The sequence below is a fragment of the Hymenobacter sublimis genome, assembly GCF_023101345.1.
Lineage (GTDB): Bacteria > Bacteroidota > Bacteroidia > Cytophagales > Hymenobacteraceae > Hymenobacter > Hymenobacter sublimis.
This window is the reverse complement of the sequence record NZ_CP095848.1, coordinates 1,738,988-1,753,751: the sequence shown is the minus strand read 5'-3', so window position 1 is coordinate 1,753,751 and position 14,764 is coordinate 1,738,988. Positions and strand designations below refer to the sequence as shown.

10 protein-coding genes are annotated in these 14,764 nt (G+C 59.5%); 4 read left to right on the top strand and 6 right to left on the bottom strand.

Annotated features, from left to right (window positions below; genetic code table 11):
- Positions 1 to 91 precede the first annotated feature (91 nt).
- The 3 genes from MWH26_RS07400 (at position 92) to MWH26_RS07390 (ending at position 3,381) form a co-directional block, all read left to right on the top strand.
- The gene (locus tag MWH26_RS07400) at positions 92 to 1,342 is read left to right on the top strand and encodes a competence/damage-inducible protein A (RefSeq protein WP_247976696.1); all 1,251 of its coding nucleotides are present in this window, start codon (positions 92 to 94) and stop codon (positions 1,340 to 1,342) included.
- 321 nt (positions 1,343 to 1,663) lie between these two features.
- Positions 1,664 to 3,079 (top strand): dihydrolipoamide acetyltransferase family protein, encoded by a 1,416-nt coding sequence (locus MWH26_RS07395; RefSeq protein ID WP_247976695.1) that lies wholly within the window; start codon positions 1,664 to 1,666, stop codon positions 3,077 to 3,079.
- 95 nt (positions 3,080 to 3,174) lie between these two features.
- The gene (locus MWH26_RS07390; protein ID WP_244695958.1) at positions 3,175 to 3,381 is read left to right on the top strand and encodes a hypothetical protein; all 207 of its coding nucleotides are present in this window, start codon (positions 3,175 to 3,177) and stop codon (positions 3,379 to 3,381) included.
- A gap of 135 nt (positions 3,382 to 3,516) precedes the next feature.
- Here the strand turns inward: MWH26_RS07390 and MWH26_RS07385 are convergent, their stop codons facing one another.
- The 6 genes from MWH26_RS07385 to MWH26_RS07360 all read right to left on the bottom strand — a co-directional run bounded on the left by MWH26_RS07385 (position 3,517) and on the right by MWH26_RS07360 (position 13,436).
- A complete protein-coding gene (locus MWH26_RS07385; protein ID WP_247976694.1) occupies positions 3,517 to 3,924 on the bottom strand; it encodes a DoxX family protein in 408 nt (135 codons plus the stop codon).
- A gap of 97 nt (positions 3,925 to 4,021) precedes the next feature.
- The gene (locus tag MWH26_RS07380; protein WP_247976693.1) at positions 4,022 to 4,624 is read right to left on the bottom strand and encodes a nitroreductase family protein; all 603 of its coding nucleotides are present in this window, start codon (positions 4,622 to 4,624) and stop codon (positions 4,022 to 4,024) included.
- A 116-nt stretch (positions 4,625 to 4,740) separates the two neighbouring features.
- On the bottom strand, positions 4,741 to 7,326 hold the full coding sequence (locus tag MWH26_RS07375; RefSeq protein ID WP_247976692.1) for a TonB-dependent receptor: 2,586 nt from the start codon (positions 7,324 to 7,326) through the stop codon (positions 4,741 to 4,743).
- Between the two features lie 411 nt (positions 7,327 to 7,737).
- Positions 7,738 to 9,783, bottom strand: coding sequence for a S9 family peptidase (locus tag MWH26_RS07370; protein ID WP_247977071.1), 2,046 nt, complete (start codon positions 9,781 to 9,783; stop codon positions 7,738 to 7,740).
- A 361-nt stretch (positions 9,784 to 10,144) separates the two neighbouring features.
- A complete protein-coding gene (locus MWH26_RS07365; protein ID WP_247976691.1) occupies positions 10,145 to 12,829 on the bottom strand; it encodes a valine--tRNA ligase in 2,685 nt (894 codons plus the stop codon).
- A gap of 256 nt (positions 12,830 to 13,085) precedes the next feature.
- Positions 13,086 to 13,436 (bottom strand): 4Fe-4S dicluster domain-containing protein, encoded by a 351-nt coding sequence (locus MWH26_RS07360; RefSeq protein WP_188557656.1) that lies wholly within the window; start codon positions 13,434 to 13,436, stop codon positions 13,086 to 13,088.
- 234 nt (positions 13,437 to 13,670) lie between these two features.
- On the opposite strand from MWH26_RS07360, the gene MWH26_RS07355 reads away from it, so the two are divergent.
- Positions 13,671 to 14,696: an acyl-CoA reductase gene (locus MWH26_RS07355; RefSeq protein ID WP_247976690.1), complete on the top strand. Its 1,026-nt coding sequence runs from the start codon at positions 13,671 to 13,673 to the stop codon at positions 14,694 to 14,696.
- Positions 14,697 to 14,764: the final 68 nt, after the last annotated feature.

Below are 14,764 nucleotides of genomic sequence, written 5' to 3'. Positions count from 1 at the left end.
AAGAAGTAAACCCGACGGCCGTTGTGGCGTTGTTAGCCGACGGGTTGCCAATATTGCGCCAAATCCGGCACTCCTCCTAACGCTCCTGCTTATGCCCCTTATTCCCGACGTTGAAATCATGACTATTGGCGACGAGCTGCTGTACGGGCAGGTCATCGACACGAATTCGGCCTTTATGGGCCAGGAATTAGGCAAGCTGGGCCTGCGCGTACGCCAGATTACCAGCGTTTCAGACCGGGCCGATGAGATTGTGGCCACCCTGGACCAGGCCCGGCAGCGCGCCCAGGTAGTGCTGATGACCGGCGGCCTGGGCCCTACCAAGGACGACCTGACCAAGCACGTGCTGGCCCGCTATTTTAACTCGGAGCTAGTGCTGCACCAGCCTACCCTGGAGCACGTGGAAGGAATTTTTCAGCGCTTCAACCGCCCGATGCTGGAAGTAAACCGCCAACAAGCCCTGGTGCCCGCCAATTGCCACGTGCTGTTCAACGAAGTGGGCACCGCGCCCGGCATGTGGTTCGAGGACCAGGGCACCGTGTTCGTGAGCATGCCCGGCGTGCCCCACGAAATGAAATACCTCATGACCCATGAGGTGCTGCCCCGCCTGCAACAGCACTTCCAGACGCCCGCCATTGAGCACGTAGTAGTCCAGACCGTGGGGCTGGGTGAGTCCTTCCTGGCCCAGCAGATTGAGCAGTGGGAAGCGGCTCTTCCTCCGAACATGAAGCTGGCTTACCTGCCCTACCTGGGCGGGGTGCGCCTGCGCCTGACGGGCCACGACGACGGCCAGCCCAACCTGCGTGCCCGCATGGAGGCTCTGCTGCCGGCCCTGCGGGAGCTGCTCGGCGAGCATATTTTTGCCATCGGTGAAATCAAACTGGAGGAAGCCGTGGGGCAATTGCTGCAGGAACGTGGCCTAACGGTGGGCACCGCCGAAAGCTGCACCGGCGGCCTGCTGGCTCACCGCCTGACCAGCATTCCCGGCAGCTCGCGCTACTTCCAGGGTAGCGTCATTGCCTATTCCAACGACATTAAGATGCGGGAGCTGGGCGTAAAATCCGAAACGCTGGCCGCCCACGGAGCCGTGAGCGAAGCTACCGTGGCCGAAATGGCCGAAGGCCTGCGCCGCCAGCTCGGGGTAGATGTGGCCCTGGCCACCAGCGGCATTGCCGGCCCCGACGGCGGCACCCCCGACAAGCCCGTGGGGACCATCTGCATCGCCTACGCCGATGCCCACCACACCGTCACCCGCCAGATCAGCTTCAACCGCGGCCGCCAGCTCAACGTGGAGTACACCACCACCATGGCCCTGAATCTGCTACGGCAGGAAGTGGTGAGATAGTGAAATGGTGAAATTGTGAGTTGGTGAGTTTGACGTGTTGTCATCCTGAGCATGTGGCGCATCAAGCCAGCGACGAAGGACCTTGACACGGCGGCACGACAGGCAGAACAACGTCTTGTTCCTATGAGCCAGGGTCCTTCGCAAGCTCAGAATGACGGGCTGGTGGAACAGTAACTCACCAGTTCACCATTTCACCACTTCACCACTTCACCACTTCACCACCTCACCATCTCAAATTTCACCACTTCACCACTGAGCCATTTCACTTACCTTTGAGGCTCCAAACCCACCCCACCCTTTTTCCTAACTACCCCCAACCGCATGGCACGAGTGGAAATGACGATGCCCAAGATGGGCGAATCCATCATGGAAGGCACCGTCCTGAAATGGCTTAAACAAGTAGGCGACTCCATTGACCAGGATGAATCGGTGCTGGAAGTAGCCACCGATAAGGTGGACACCGAAGTGCCAGCCCTCCACGCGGGCATCCTCCAGGAAATCTTGGTGCAGGAAGGGCAGGTAGTGGCCGTGGGTGCTCCCATTGCCATCATCGAAACCGATGCCGCCAGCGCCTCGGCCGCCCCGGCTGCCAGCGCCGAAATTCCGGCTCCTTCTGTAAACGGGGCTACCAAGCCTGCCCCCGAAGTTCCCTACCTGCCCGAAGCCGGCGACCCGCAGGCCAACCCCGCGCAGGCTGTAGCCGCTCAGCCCCAGGCCGGCCGCTTCTACTCCCCGCTCGTGCTCAGCATTGCCCGCGAGGAAGGCATTTCTATGGCCGACCTGGAGTACCTGCCCGGTACCGGCAGCGAAGGCCGCGTCACGAAGAAAGACATCCTCGACTACGTAGTCGGCGGCAAAAAGCCCCTGGCCCAGCCCGCACCGGCTACCCCGGCCGCCCAGCCCCAAGCCGCAGTACCTGCTCCGGCTCCCCAGGCCGCTCCTGCTGCTGCCCCCGCTCCGCAGGCCGCACCAGCCCCCCAAGCGGCGGCGCCTACCCCCGCTACCAAGGCCGTACCTTCCATCAGCGGGAACCAGGAGCTGCTGGAAATGGACCGCATGCGCAAGATGATTGCCCAGCGCATGGTCGATTCCAAGCGCATTTCGCCCCACGTTACCTCCTTTGTGGAAGCCGACGTTACCGACCTCGTGAACTGGCGCAACAAGCACAAGGACGCCTACAAGAAGCGCGAGGGCGAGAACCTGACCTTCACGCCTATCTTCATTCAGGCTATTGCCCGCGCCATTCAGGACTACCCGATGATTAACGTCTCGATTGAGGGCGACTACATCATCAAGAAGCGCGACATCAACGTGGGCGTGGCCGTGGCCCTGCCTTCGGGCAACCTCATCGTGCCCGTAATTCACAATGCCGACCAGCTGAACCTAAACGGCCTGAGCAAGAAAGTAAACGACCTAGCCAACCGCGCCCGGGCCAACAAGCTCAAGCCCGAAGATTTGGAGGGCGGCACCTACACGGTATCCAACGTGGGCTCTTTCGGCAACGTGATGGGCACGCCCATCATCATGCAGCCCCAGGTAGCCATCATGGCCGTGGGGGCCATCAAGAAGAAGCCCGCCGTTATTGAAACGCCCCAGGGCGACCTGATTGGCGTGCGTCACTTCATGTTCCTCTCCCACTCCTACGACCACCGCGTGGTAGATGGCTCGTTGGGCGGCATGTTCGTGCGCCGGGTAGCCGACTACCTGGAGCAGTTCGACCCGAACACGACCATCTAATTTGGTAGAATAATAATTGCTGAGGGTTGGTTGTTAAGGCGCTGGTTCGCCTTGATAATCAGCCCTCAGTCTTTTTCAGCCCTTCCCTGTTTTGTATGAATAAAACGCTGCCGCTCCTAGCCTTGCTTATTGCCCTGGGCCTGATCATCTTCCTCTACCAACGCCTGCGGACCACGGAAGCGGCGCTGGAAATGGCGCAAAAGCGCTTTGCCGACTGCGAGCAAGTAAACTTCCAGCTCCAAAGCCAACTGGTACAAGCAACCCGCGGTCCCGTACCCGACAGCTTGAAAATCACAGACTAGCTTAACTCAAAGCCACAAAATCTGTCATTCCGACGCCGGAGGAATCGGGGCTGAACCGTTAAACGGTTTACCCTAGATTCCACTGGCGTCGGAATGACAGGTTTAGCGGCTTTCCTGGTGTTTTTTCTGTGCAGGCTAGGCTACTGGGCCGACGTTTCGGCTCCGGGCCGCATCAACGCTCCAGGGGCCCGGGCCGGCCGCCGCCAAGTACAGGTATACAAAGCAGTAGAGCACGGCCAGCTCGCCTTGGTTTACAATGGGTAGGATGCCTTGGGGAGCATGGGCCATGAAGTAGGCCACGGCCATCAGGCCGGAGAGAATGAAGGCTACGGGCCGGGTAAACAGGCCAATCAGCAGCAACAGGCCACCTCCAAATTCCAGAATGCCAGCCACTAGCATCAGGCCGCTAGCGCCGCCACCGTGGTCGGAAGGGGGCCAATTAAACAGTTTCTGGCTGCCGTGGAACAGCATCAACAACCCCGAAACGATGCGCAGGACGCTAAGCAGCCGGGCCGACCAGGGCGAGAGGAAAAAAGTTGCCATACTATATAGGTAAAAGTGTGAATACTACCCCTGCCAACGCAAAAGCGGCCCGCTGGGATACAACGGGCCGCTTTTGCGGGCAGAATAAACGCAGGCGCTACTCCAGCACCCAGGTTACTTTTTCATGTAGCGGGCGGCGGGTGCTGCGGGCAGTAGCGCCCGGCTTGGGGTAGCCTAGGTAGAAGAATCCGAGCAGCTGGTCCTGGGGGCCAAGGTCGAAAAAGGGTTTGGCTTCCGGCTGGTACGTTACGCCGCCGCTGCTCCAGAAACCCGCCAACCCGTGCGCCACGGCCGAAAGGTGCAGGTTTTGCACGGCGCAGGCCACGGCGGCTACCTCCTCTACTTCTGGCACTTCCGGGTTGCGCTTCAGCCCGATGGCAATAACGTGGGAGCTGAACAAGGGATTATTCGTGAGCTTTTCCAGCTTGCTTTCCTGAAGGTTTGGGCCCGCGGTGGATCGGTAGAGCTCCACCTGAAAATCGGCTAGCTTTTGGCGGCCAGCCCCGGCAAATACCACAAAGTGCCAAGGCTCGGTACGCTTGTGGGTAGGCGCCCAGGTAGCATTTTCCAGTAGTTCCCGCACCAACTCGTCGGGCACCACGCGGCCCGGCTCAAACAGCACCGGCTGCATGCTCCGCCGCCCCCGGATTAGTTGGGTTACCTGCGCGGCGCTTAGGGTAGTTTCGGCTTGATTCATCATGCTTACAAAAGAACATCAGGGGTAGGGTGTTTTGACGAGACCTGCTTCGACGATATAAAAAAAGCCCCCAGCCAGTGAGCAGGAGGCTTTTCGCTTTAGACACCAGACCGCCCCGACTAGGGTCGGCCGCCGCTGGGACCCTGGGCGGGCGTGGCACCGGCGCCGTTGCCGCCGTCGCCGCCGTCTTTCAGGTCGTCGTTGCTGATGGAACGGCGGCGCTTGGGCTGGGCCATGCTCATCTTGCCGATGCGGTAGCTCAGGTTCACGCGGAAGCCCGAGCGGCGCAGCACGTTCACGCTGTACTGGTCGAGCACGGGCGTGTTGATGGAGCTGCGGATTTTGTTGGTGGGCGTGAAGAAGTTGTCAGCTCCGAAGCCGATGCTGCCCTTCTTATCGGCGAAGTCCTTTTTCACCCCCATGCTGTACACCCCGAAGCCGCCCTGGTAGCCCTGGAGCTGCACCTGCCGGCCCCGGTAGAAGCTAAAGGCCTGCACGCCCCAACCTTTGGCGAAGGTGTAGCCACCCATGAGGCGGCCGCTGGCCACCCAACCCTGGTTACTGGCCGCGTACAGCACGTCGGCAGTGTTGTTATCCAAGGTGGCGTAGTACACATCCAGGCCCCCGCCCAGCGTCAGCTTGTTTTGGATGTTCACGTTGGCATTTACGCTGCCACCGTAGGCGTTTTCGGTGCCGATGTTGTCGTAGCTGGTCCGGATGCGTGCCCCATCCTGGGTACGTACGGGCTGAATGGAGCCGTCGGTATTACGGGCAAACACGGTGAAATTCAGCGAGGTTTGCTTGATGAAGGTACTGTAGCCCAACTCGAAATTGTTGGTTTTCTCGGGCTCCAATTCGGGGTTACCCACGGTGTACAGCAGCAAGTTACCCGACTGCTCATTTGGGTTCAGGAACTGCAGGGAAGGCCGCTGAATGCGGCGGTTGTAAGCAGCTTTGAGCACGTTGCCGTTAGCAAGCTTGCGCGAGAGGTTTACGCTGGGCACCAGCACCCCATACGACGGAATGGAAGGTGCATTTTCGGTGCGGAAGTCGGCCGTGATGGTGGTGTACTCGTAGCGGGCCCCGGCCTTCAGGGTGTAGTTTTTGAGGAAGCTCTGCGTGTACGACAGGTAGGCTGCCGCTACGTTCTGGTTGTAGTCGAACACGTTGGACAGGGTAGTGCCCGGCAGTTGCTGTCCGTTGAGGAAGGTAGCGTAGTCGCTGTTCACGCGGCGCATGATGTCCTTAGCCCCAAATTCCAGCAGTTGGGTTTTGCTCAGGGGCGTCTGGTAGTCGGCCTGCAGCGTGATTTCCTCGTTGTAGCTGTCGTTGAGGTTGCGGCGGTAGTCGCCGGCATTCTCTCCACTTAGGGTGGTGTTCGTGAAGTTGTTGGTGCGGGTGTTACGGCTGTACTGGGCCAGCAGGCTTAGCTCGCGCTGGGGCGTCTCGAAGGTGCGGGTGTAATTAAGCGTCGCATCCAGGGTGTTAGAATTGTCGAGCACCTTCACGTTGCTGAGGCGGTTGGTGAGCGAGTCGCCCAGCACCGGCCGGAAAAACGTGGTTTGCGAGGCCAGGTCGTCTTGGTAATTAGAGCCGTTGCGCAAGCCCAACTGCACCGAGGCCGAGAGGAAATTGTACTTGTTGATGTCGTAGTCCCAGCCCAAAGAGTAGCGCCCGAACACGTTTTGCTGGCGCGTATCCGCCGACTGCACGGTGCGCGTCAGTAGCTGGCGGTTGGCTATGTCGTTGCCGTTGATGGTGTAAGTGGTCTGCTCGTTGCGGAAGCTGCCGGGCGTGTTGTACTGGCCGCGGCCGCCTCCACCCAGCGAGAAGCCCATCTTGCCTACCCGGTAGGTGGCGTTCAGGCCCAGGTCGGAGCTGCGCAGGCCGGCGCTGGTGCGCAAGTCCAAGGTAAAGCCCTGCAGGTTGTTTTGCTTGGTGACGATGTTGATGATGCCGCCCGAGCCTTCGGCGTCGTACTTGGCCGAGGGCGAGGTAATTACTTCTACAGTCTTAATCTGGTCGGCTGGAATCTGCTTGAGCGCATCCGCAATGCTGTTGGCCGAGATGGTGCTGGGGCGGTTGTTGATGAGCACCCGGATGTTTTGGGAGCCGCGCAAACTCACGTTCCCGTCCAGGTCCACGGAGAGGTTGGGCACGCGCTTGAGCACGTCGGTAGCGTCGCCGCCGCGGGTGGTTTCATCCTTTTCGGCGTTGTACACCGTGCGGTCTACCCTCTCCTCCACCAGGCTGCGCTGGCCTTCCACCCGCACCTCGCCCAAGGCCTGCGCCGTCGACTCCAGGGCCACGCTGCCCAGGGCCACGGTGTTGCCGGCCTCCGTAATTACTACCCCGGTTTTCTCCACCAGTTTGTAACCGATGAAGCTGATTTGCACGGTGTAGGTGCCGGCCGCAATGCGCGGAATCGTGAACTTGCCATTGTCGTCGGCGGCGGTGCCGTCCACGGGCTTGCCGGTGGCGGGGTTCACCAGGGCCACGGTGGCGTAGGGCACCGGCTGCTTGGTGCCCGCATCGGTAACCGTGCCCGTAATGCGGCCAGCGCCGGCCTGGGGTTGGGGCGCCGCCGCAGGTGGCCCTCCGGCGGGCCGACCAGCACCGGCTGGCCGTTCGCCGCCACTCGGCACCTGGGCCAGCACTACGTGGCCGCTACCCGTTATTAAAATAAGAAAGAAGAGCTTTTTCATATGCGTGAGGGGAAATATCATCACCCGGCGGGCTGGTAGCGAATGGCTACTGCTGCTTACCGGCACAAACCTACCTGGCTTCTTAAAGGCCTTAAAACGAACCCGACCAAACGGCCATTTTCTGCCCCGAAGACCGGATAAAGTTCGTGCGAATGCCAAGCAACCGGAGCCACAGACGCAACTTTGCCCCCGGGGTGGCACGTGGGGTAGAATATTCATGGAAATACTGCTAGGGGTAAACAAAAAACCGCTCCATAGTGGGAGCGGCTTTCTATTTTATCATCCTGCGCTGACGAAGAACCTATTCAAGGCAGCGTTAGCTGTTGCTACGTGAGTTGTTCTGACGTTAGCAGGTCCTTTGCCAGCGCATAATGGCAGATAGGTTTATTCCACTTATCCAGCCCGGCTCTATTAGGCCTTTACGCCCAGCAACATCAGCATGAAGGCGAACTGCCGGGCCGTGTCGTGGATGGATTTGAAGCGGCCGGAGGCGCCGCCGTGGCCGGCGGCCATGTCGGTGTGCAGGAGCAGCAAGTTCTGGTCGGTTTTCAGGGTGCGCAGCTTAGCTACCCACTTAGCCGGCTCGAAGTACTGCACCTGCGAGTCGTGGAGGCCAGTCGTTACCAGCATATTGGGGTAGGCCTGGGTCTTCACCTGGTCGTAGGGCGAGTAGCTGAGCATGTACTCGTAGTACTGCTTCTGGTTGGGGTTGCCCCACTCGTCGTACTCGCCCGTGGTCAGCGGAATGGTCTCGTCGAGCATGGTGGTCACCACATCCACGAAGGGCACGGCGGCTACTACCCCCTTGTAGTACTCGGGGTGCAGGTTGACGACGGCGCCCATGAGCAAGCCCCCCGCCGAGCCGCCCATGGCAAACAGCTTCTGCGGGGAGGTGTATTTCTGCTCAATCAGGAACCTGGAGCAGTCGGTGAAATCGGTGAAGGTGTTTTTCTTCTTGAGTTTCTTGCCGTCCTCGTACCACTGCCGACCCATTTCCTGCCCGCCCCGAATGTGGCAAATCACGTAGGCAAAGCCCCGGTCCAGGAGGCTCAGCCGGGCCGCGCTAAAGGTGGGGTTCATGGAAATACCGTAGGAGCCGTAGGCATACTGCAGCACCGGCGCGGAGCCATCTTTCCGGAAGCCCTTCTTGTACACAATGGACATGGGAATGCGGGTACCGTCCGTGGCCGGGGCGTACAGGCGCTCCGTCACGTAGTCCTGCTTGTTGAAGCTGCCCAGCACGGCCTGCTCCTTGAGCAACGTGCGCGTGCGCGTGCTCATGTCGTAATCGAAGGTAGAGCTGGGGGTAGTGAGCGAGGAGTAGCCGTAGCGCAGCACGGGCGTGTCAAACTCGGGGTTGATGCTGATGGCAGCGGTGTAGGCGGGCTCCCCGAAGTTGAGGTAGTGTTCTTGCTTGTCCTGCCACCGAATCACGCGCAGCTGCAGCAGTCCTTCCTTCCGCTCACCCAGCACGAGGTAGTCCTTGAACAGCTCCATGTTCTCCAGAAACACCTCCTTGCGGTGCGGAATCACCTCTTGCCAAGCCGTTTTAGCGGTGTTCGTAACGGGCGTTTTCAGCAGGCGAAAGTTGGGCGCGCCGGCATTGGAGCGCACGTAAAACTCCTGGCCGAAGTGCTCCACCTCGTACAAATGGTCGGCTTCGCGGGGCAGGAAGGTTTTGAAGGCGGCCGCGGGGGTAGCCGCATCCAGAAACCGGGTTTCTGAGGACATGGTGCTTTCGGCCTGCAGGAAAATGTACTTGCGCGACTTCGAGCGGCCTACCCCAATGCGGAAGGTGTTGTCCTTTTCCTCGTACACCAGTTGGTCTTGCTTAGGGTCGGTGCCGAGGGTGTGGCGGTAGAGCTGGAAATCGAGCAGCGTGTTGGGGTCTTTGCGGGTGTAGAACACCGTGTGGTTGTCGGCGGCCCACACGGCGTTGCCGCTGGTATTCGGGATTTGCTCGGGGTAGAACTGGCCGGTTTTGAGGTTGCGGAAGCGCAGGGTGTAGAGGCGGCGGCTCACAACGTCCTCGGAGTAAGCCAGCACCTGATTATCGTCGCTGACTTCGAAGTCGCCGATCTGATAGTACGCTTTGCCCTTACCTAACTCGTTGGCATTGAGCAGGATTTCCTCGGGCGCGGTCAGGCTCCCCTGCTTGCGGCAGTAAATCGGGTACTCGGCGCCGGCCTCGAAGCGGGTGTAATAGTAATAGCCATTGTCGCGGTAGGGCACCGACTCATCCTGCTCTTTGATGCGCCCCTTGATTTCCTGGAACAGCTTTTCCTCTAGCCCTTTCACGGGGGCCAGCTGCTGCTCGGTGTAGGCATTTTCGGCGTTGAGGTAGCTGATTACTTCCGGGTTTTCGCGCTCATTGAGCCAGTAGTAATTATCGGTGCGGGTGCCAAACGGCGAGGTCAGTTGCTTGGGTTTGATGGCCGCTACGGGTGGTTTTTGCATGGAAATAGGTCGTGTTGACTGCGCTACGGCCGCGCCGCTTAGCAGCACGCTCAGGCTTGTCAGCCAGGTATATAAGTGGTTCATAGCGCAGGAATTAAGGTGGGTTTCTGCGCTAAAGGAAAGAGAATTTTTGATACGAAGTAACCGCTTGTCGTCCTGAGCACTCCGCGCATCAAACGGCAACGAAGAACCTTATCACGCTAGCGCGACTTTGTACCAACAATTAGCTTTAGCGTGATAAGGTTCTTCGCTAGGCTCAGGATGACAGGCGAGCGGGTGGAAGCGGCAACTTCACGCTAAACAACAAACAAAAAGGCCGCCACACTACCGTGGCGGCCTTTTTGGCAGGCTTCGTTTGATTCTACAGTGCAGCTAGGCTTTGCTCCAGGGCTGTAATCTTAGCTTCGGCGTCGGCGAGCTTCTGCCGCTCCCGCTCCACTAGGTCCGGCTTGGCATTCTGCACGAATTTCTCGTTGCTAAGCTTTTTCAGCACCGAGTCGCGGAAGCCCTGGGCGTACTCAATTTCCTTGGTCAGGCGTTCCTTCTCGGCCCCCAGGTCAATCTGACCTTCTAAGGGCACGAAGAACTCCGCCCCGCCCGACACAAACCCAACCGAGGCAGCCGGGGCCGCCTCCACCACGCTGATTTCCGTGAGGGCTGCCAGTTTGCGGATAATGGCGTCGTAATCCTGGAGTAGGGCCACCTCATCGGTTTTAGCGGCCAGAGTCAGGGGCTTATTGGGCCCCAAGCCCTTCTGGTTGCGAATATTGCGTACGCCAGCCACAATGTCGAGGGCGCGGTCCATGCGAGTTAGCAGCTCGGCGCTGCCGGCTACCGGCTGCGCTTTGGGCCAGGCCGCTACGCACACGTAGTCCTTGGGGCCGCGCGCAGCCAGTTCGTGCCAGATTTCTTCCGTGATGAAGGGCATGAACGGGTGCAGCAGCTTGAGCAGGGTTTCGAGGAAACCAGTGGTCAGACGCAGGGTTTCAGGGTCAATGGGCGCTTGGTAAGCGGGCTTGATCATCTCCAGATACACCGAGCAGAAATCGTCCCACACCAGCTTGTATACCGTCATCAGCGCGTCGCTGATGCGGAACTTCTCAAAGTGCTCATCCAGCTCCGTGAGCGTGCTTTGCAGCTTGGCCGAAAACCACTCTACCGCCTTGGTATTCACGAATGGCAGCTCCGCATTCACCTCCCAGCCCTGGGTGAGGCGGAAGGCATTCCAGAGCTTGTTGCAGAAGTTGCGCCCCTGCTCCACCAGCTTCTCATCGTAAAGCAAATCGTTGCCGGCCGGAGCCGAGAACAGCATGCCCGTCCGGACGCCATCGGCCCCAAACTGCTTGATCAGGTCCAGGGGGTCGGGGGAGTTGCCGAGCTGCTTGCTCATTTTGCGGCCCTGGGCGTCGCGCACAATGCCCGTGAGGTACACGTTGCGAAACGGAATTTCCCGACGGAATTCCAGGCCGGCCATAATCATGCGGGCCACCCAGAAAAACAGGATGTCCGGGCCGGTTACCAAGTCGTTGGTGGGGTAGAAATAGTTGACGTCGGCGTTGTCGGGGTCCTTGAAGCCGTCGAACACCGAAATCGGCCACAGCCAGGAGGAAAACCAGGTATCGAGCACGTCCTCATCCTGGCGCAGGTCGGTGAGCTGCAGCTCTTCGTTGCCGCTCTGCACGCGGGCTAGCCGGAGGGCTTCCTCCGGATTCAGCGCTACCACGAAGGTGCCATCAGGGAGGTAGTAGGCCGGAATCTGCTGGCCCCACCACAGCTGCCGCGAAATGCACCAGTCGCGCACGTTTTCCATCCACACCCGGTAGGTGTTCTTAAACTTGGCCGGGCGCAGCTTTACCGTGTCGTTTTCTACTACCTCCAAAGCCGGCTTAGCCAAGTGCTCCATTTTCAGGAACCACTGCATGCTCAGGCGGGGCTCGATAACGGCCTTAGTGCGCTCCGAGGTCTGAACGATGCTGGCGTACTCCTCCACCTTCACCAAGTGGCCGGCTTCTTCCAGATCCTTCACAATGTTGCGGCGGGCGGCAAAACGGTCCTGGCCCACGTACAGCACGGCCTTGTCGTTCAGGGTGCCGTCGTTGTTGAGGATGTCGATAACGGGCAGGTTGTGCTTGACGCCCAGCTCGTAGTCGTTCAAGTCATGGGCCGGCGTCACCTTCAGCGCGCCCGTCCCGAAGTCGATGCTCACGTACTCGTCCAGAATCACCGGAATCTCGCGGTTCAGCAGCGGAATCCTCACCTTGGCGCCGTGTAGGTGGGTGTAGCGCGGGTCGTTCGGGTTCACGGCCACAGCCACGTCGGCCATAATGGTTTCCGGCCGCGAGGTGGCTACGGTTAAGAACTTAGATGTTAGAGCTGAGAGCTGAGAATCGTTCTGATCCTCCTTACTAAGCCCTAAGTTCTCGGAGCTTACTACCTCGTAGCGCAGGTGGTACATCTTGGCCATCACGTCCTTGGGAATTACTTCCTCGTCGCTGAGTGCCGTTTGGCCCAGGGGGTCCCAGTTTACCATACGCACGCCCCGGTAAATCAGGCCCTTTTGGTGCAGATCTACGAACACGCGCAGCACGGCGTCGGTCAGTTCGGGCTCCATGGTGAAGCGCGTCCGGTCCCAGTCGCAGGAAGCGCCCAGCTGCTTGAGCTGCTCCAAAATGATGCCGCCGTATTTTTCCTTCCAGGCAAAGGCGTGCTCCAGGAACTGCTCCCGGGTCAGGTCCTTCTTCTCGATGCCCTGCTCCTTGAGCAAGGCCACTACCTTGGCTTCGGTGGCAATAGAGGCGTGGTCGGTGCCGGGCACCCAGCAGGCTTCCTTGCCCTGCATACGAGCCCGGCGCACCAGCACATCCTGAATGGTATTGTTGAGCATGTGGCCCATGTGCAGCACGCCCGTTACGTTGGGCGGCGGAATTACCACCGAGTAGGGCTGTTTGCGGGGGTTGGCTTTGGCTTTGAAGAAGCCCTGCTCCTGCCAGCGCTGGTACCATTTGGCTTCAACGTCGGCGGGAGTATAGGTTTTGGCGATGGACATCGTCGAAGGGAATCAGTTCAGAATAGGGCAAAAGTAGGCATTTCGGGCGGGGCCGGGAAATGCGGTTTAACTTGAAGGTAGAGGCTGCCAGGTGCTACCTACCTACCAGAAACTGTCCTTCCGAGCGAAGCGAGGAATCTGGCTTATATCTCAAAGGCTAACCCAGATTCCTCGCTTCACTCGGAATGACAGTTCTTTAAACCACAAAAAGCCGCTGAAGCAGCGGCTTTTTGTGGTTTAAACTCCAACTGAAAGCTTACGCTTCCTGGTGCAGCCACTGCTTTTTGCTGAGCAGCTTCTCCTGGGTTTCGCGGTAGTCGGGGTCGTCTACGCAGCAGTCCACGGGGCACACGGCGGCGCACTGGGGCTCCTCGTGGAAGCCCACGCACTCGGTGCACTTATCAGACACGATGTAGTAATACTCGTCGGAAATCGGGGTTTGGGGCGACACGCCCGATACGGTGGCGCCCCCGTCAACCTGCACTTCTTTCAAGCTAGTGCCATCGGCCCAGCGCCACTGGGCGCCGCCTTCGTAAATGGCAGTATTGGGGCATTCCGGTTCGCAGGCACCACAGTTGATGCACTCGTCGGTTATCATGATGGCCATAGCCTCGGGTATCTTAAAAAGGTAGGAAAAGGGATGCTTTGCTAGTACGCAACCTGCCCCGGGCAGGATGCCGACGGGCAAAATTAGGAATTAGCCGTACTCAACAAGAATTTTGCTCTCTGAATTCCGTATTCCCGTCAGGAATCCAAACGTAGCTTTCGGGGGTTTACCTAGCTACCCGCCGGAGCCACTACCCGCTCCCACCTTTTTCTTCCCCTTGTTTTGACTTTGCATATGACGCACGCCGACCGCCTGGCTGCTTTTGTGGCCCTAGGCCAGCGCCTTACTGACCTTACCACCCCCTCCCACGCCGATGAACTGGCTAACCTGGCCGCCCGGGCCCGCAACCAGAACAATTGGTTTGATCTGCCCAATGTCACGTCGGCTATCCGGGGCATTGCTCACTTACTTGATGAGGAACCCCTGCGCCAGTGGTCCGGCCGCTACCGCCCGGAGCCCACTACCCCCCGCAAAATTGGGGTAGTCATGGCCGGCAACATTCCGCTCGTTGGCTTCCACGATGCCTTGTGCGTGCTGCTCTCGGGCCACATTCTACTGGCCAAGCTCAGCTCCGAGGATACGGCCCTCATGACGTGGGTACTGGGGGAGCTGACGCGCCTAGAACCCCGCTTCACGGACCACATTCAGTTGGTACCGCGCCTGAACGCGGCCGATGCTTTCATTGCCACCGGCTCCGACAATACGGCCCGCTACTTCGAGTACTACTTCGGCAAGAAGCCCAATATTATCCGGCGCAACCGCACCAGCCTGGCCGTGCTCACGGGCCGCGAAACCAACCACGACCTGGGCCTGCTGGGGGAAGATATTTTTCGCTACTACGGCCTGGGCTGCCGCAACGTGAGTAAGCTCTACGTGCCGGAAAAATATGACTTTACGCCCCTGCTCGACTCCCTGCAGCCCTGGCACCGCGTACTGGAACACAACCGCTACCAGAACAACTACGACTACAACAAGAGCATCCTGCTGGTGAACCGCGTGCCCCACCTCGACTCCGGTTTCCTGTTGCTCACCCAAAGCACGCAGTTGGTGTCACCGATTTCGGTGCTGCACTACGAAACCTACAGCCACGAGGTGGACTTGGTGGTGCGCCTGGCCGACGTAGCGCCTCAAACTCAGTGCCTTGTCTCCTCGGGCGGACTGTTTGCGGGTAGCTTCCCGTTCGGGCGGGCCCAGGAACCGGGAGTGGCAGATTATGCCGACGGCGTAGATACCATGGCCTTTTTGGCGGAATTGGCGTAAAAAAGCAGAACAGGACGGAAGGCAGCTACCTGCCCGGTGCCGTTCACGCATTCCTCGCACCTAATGCG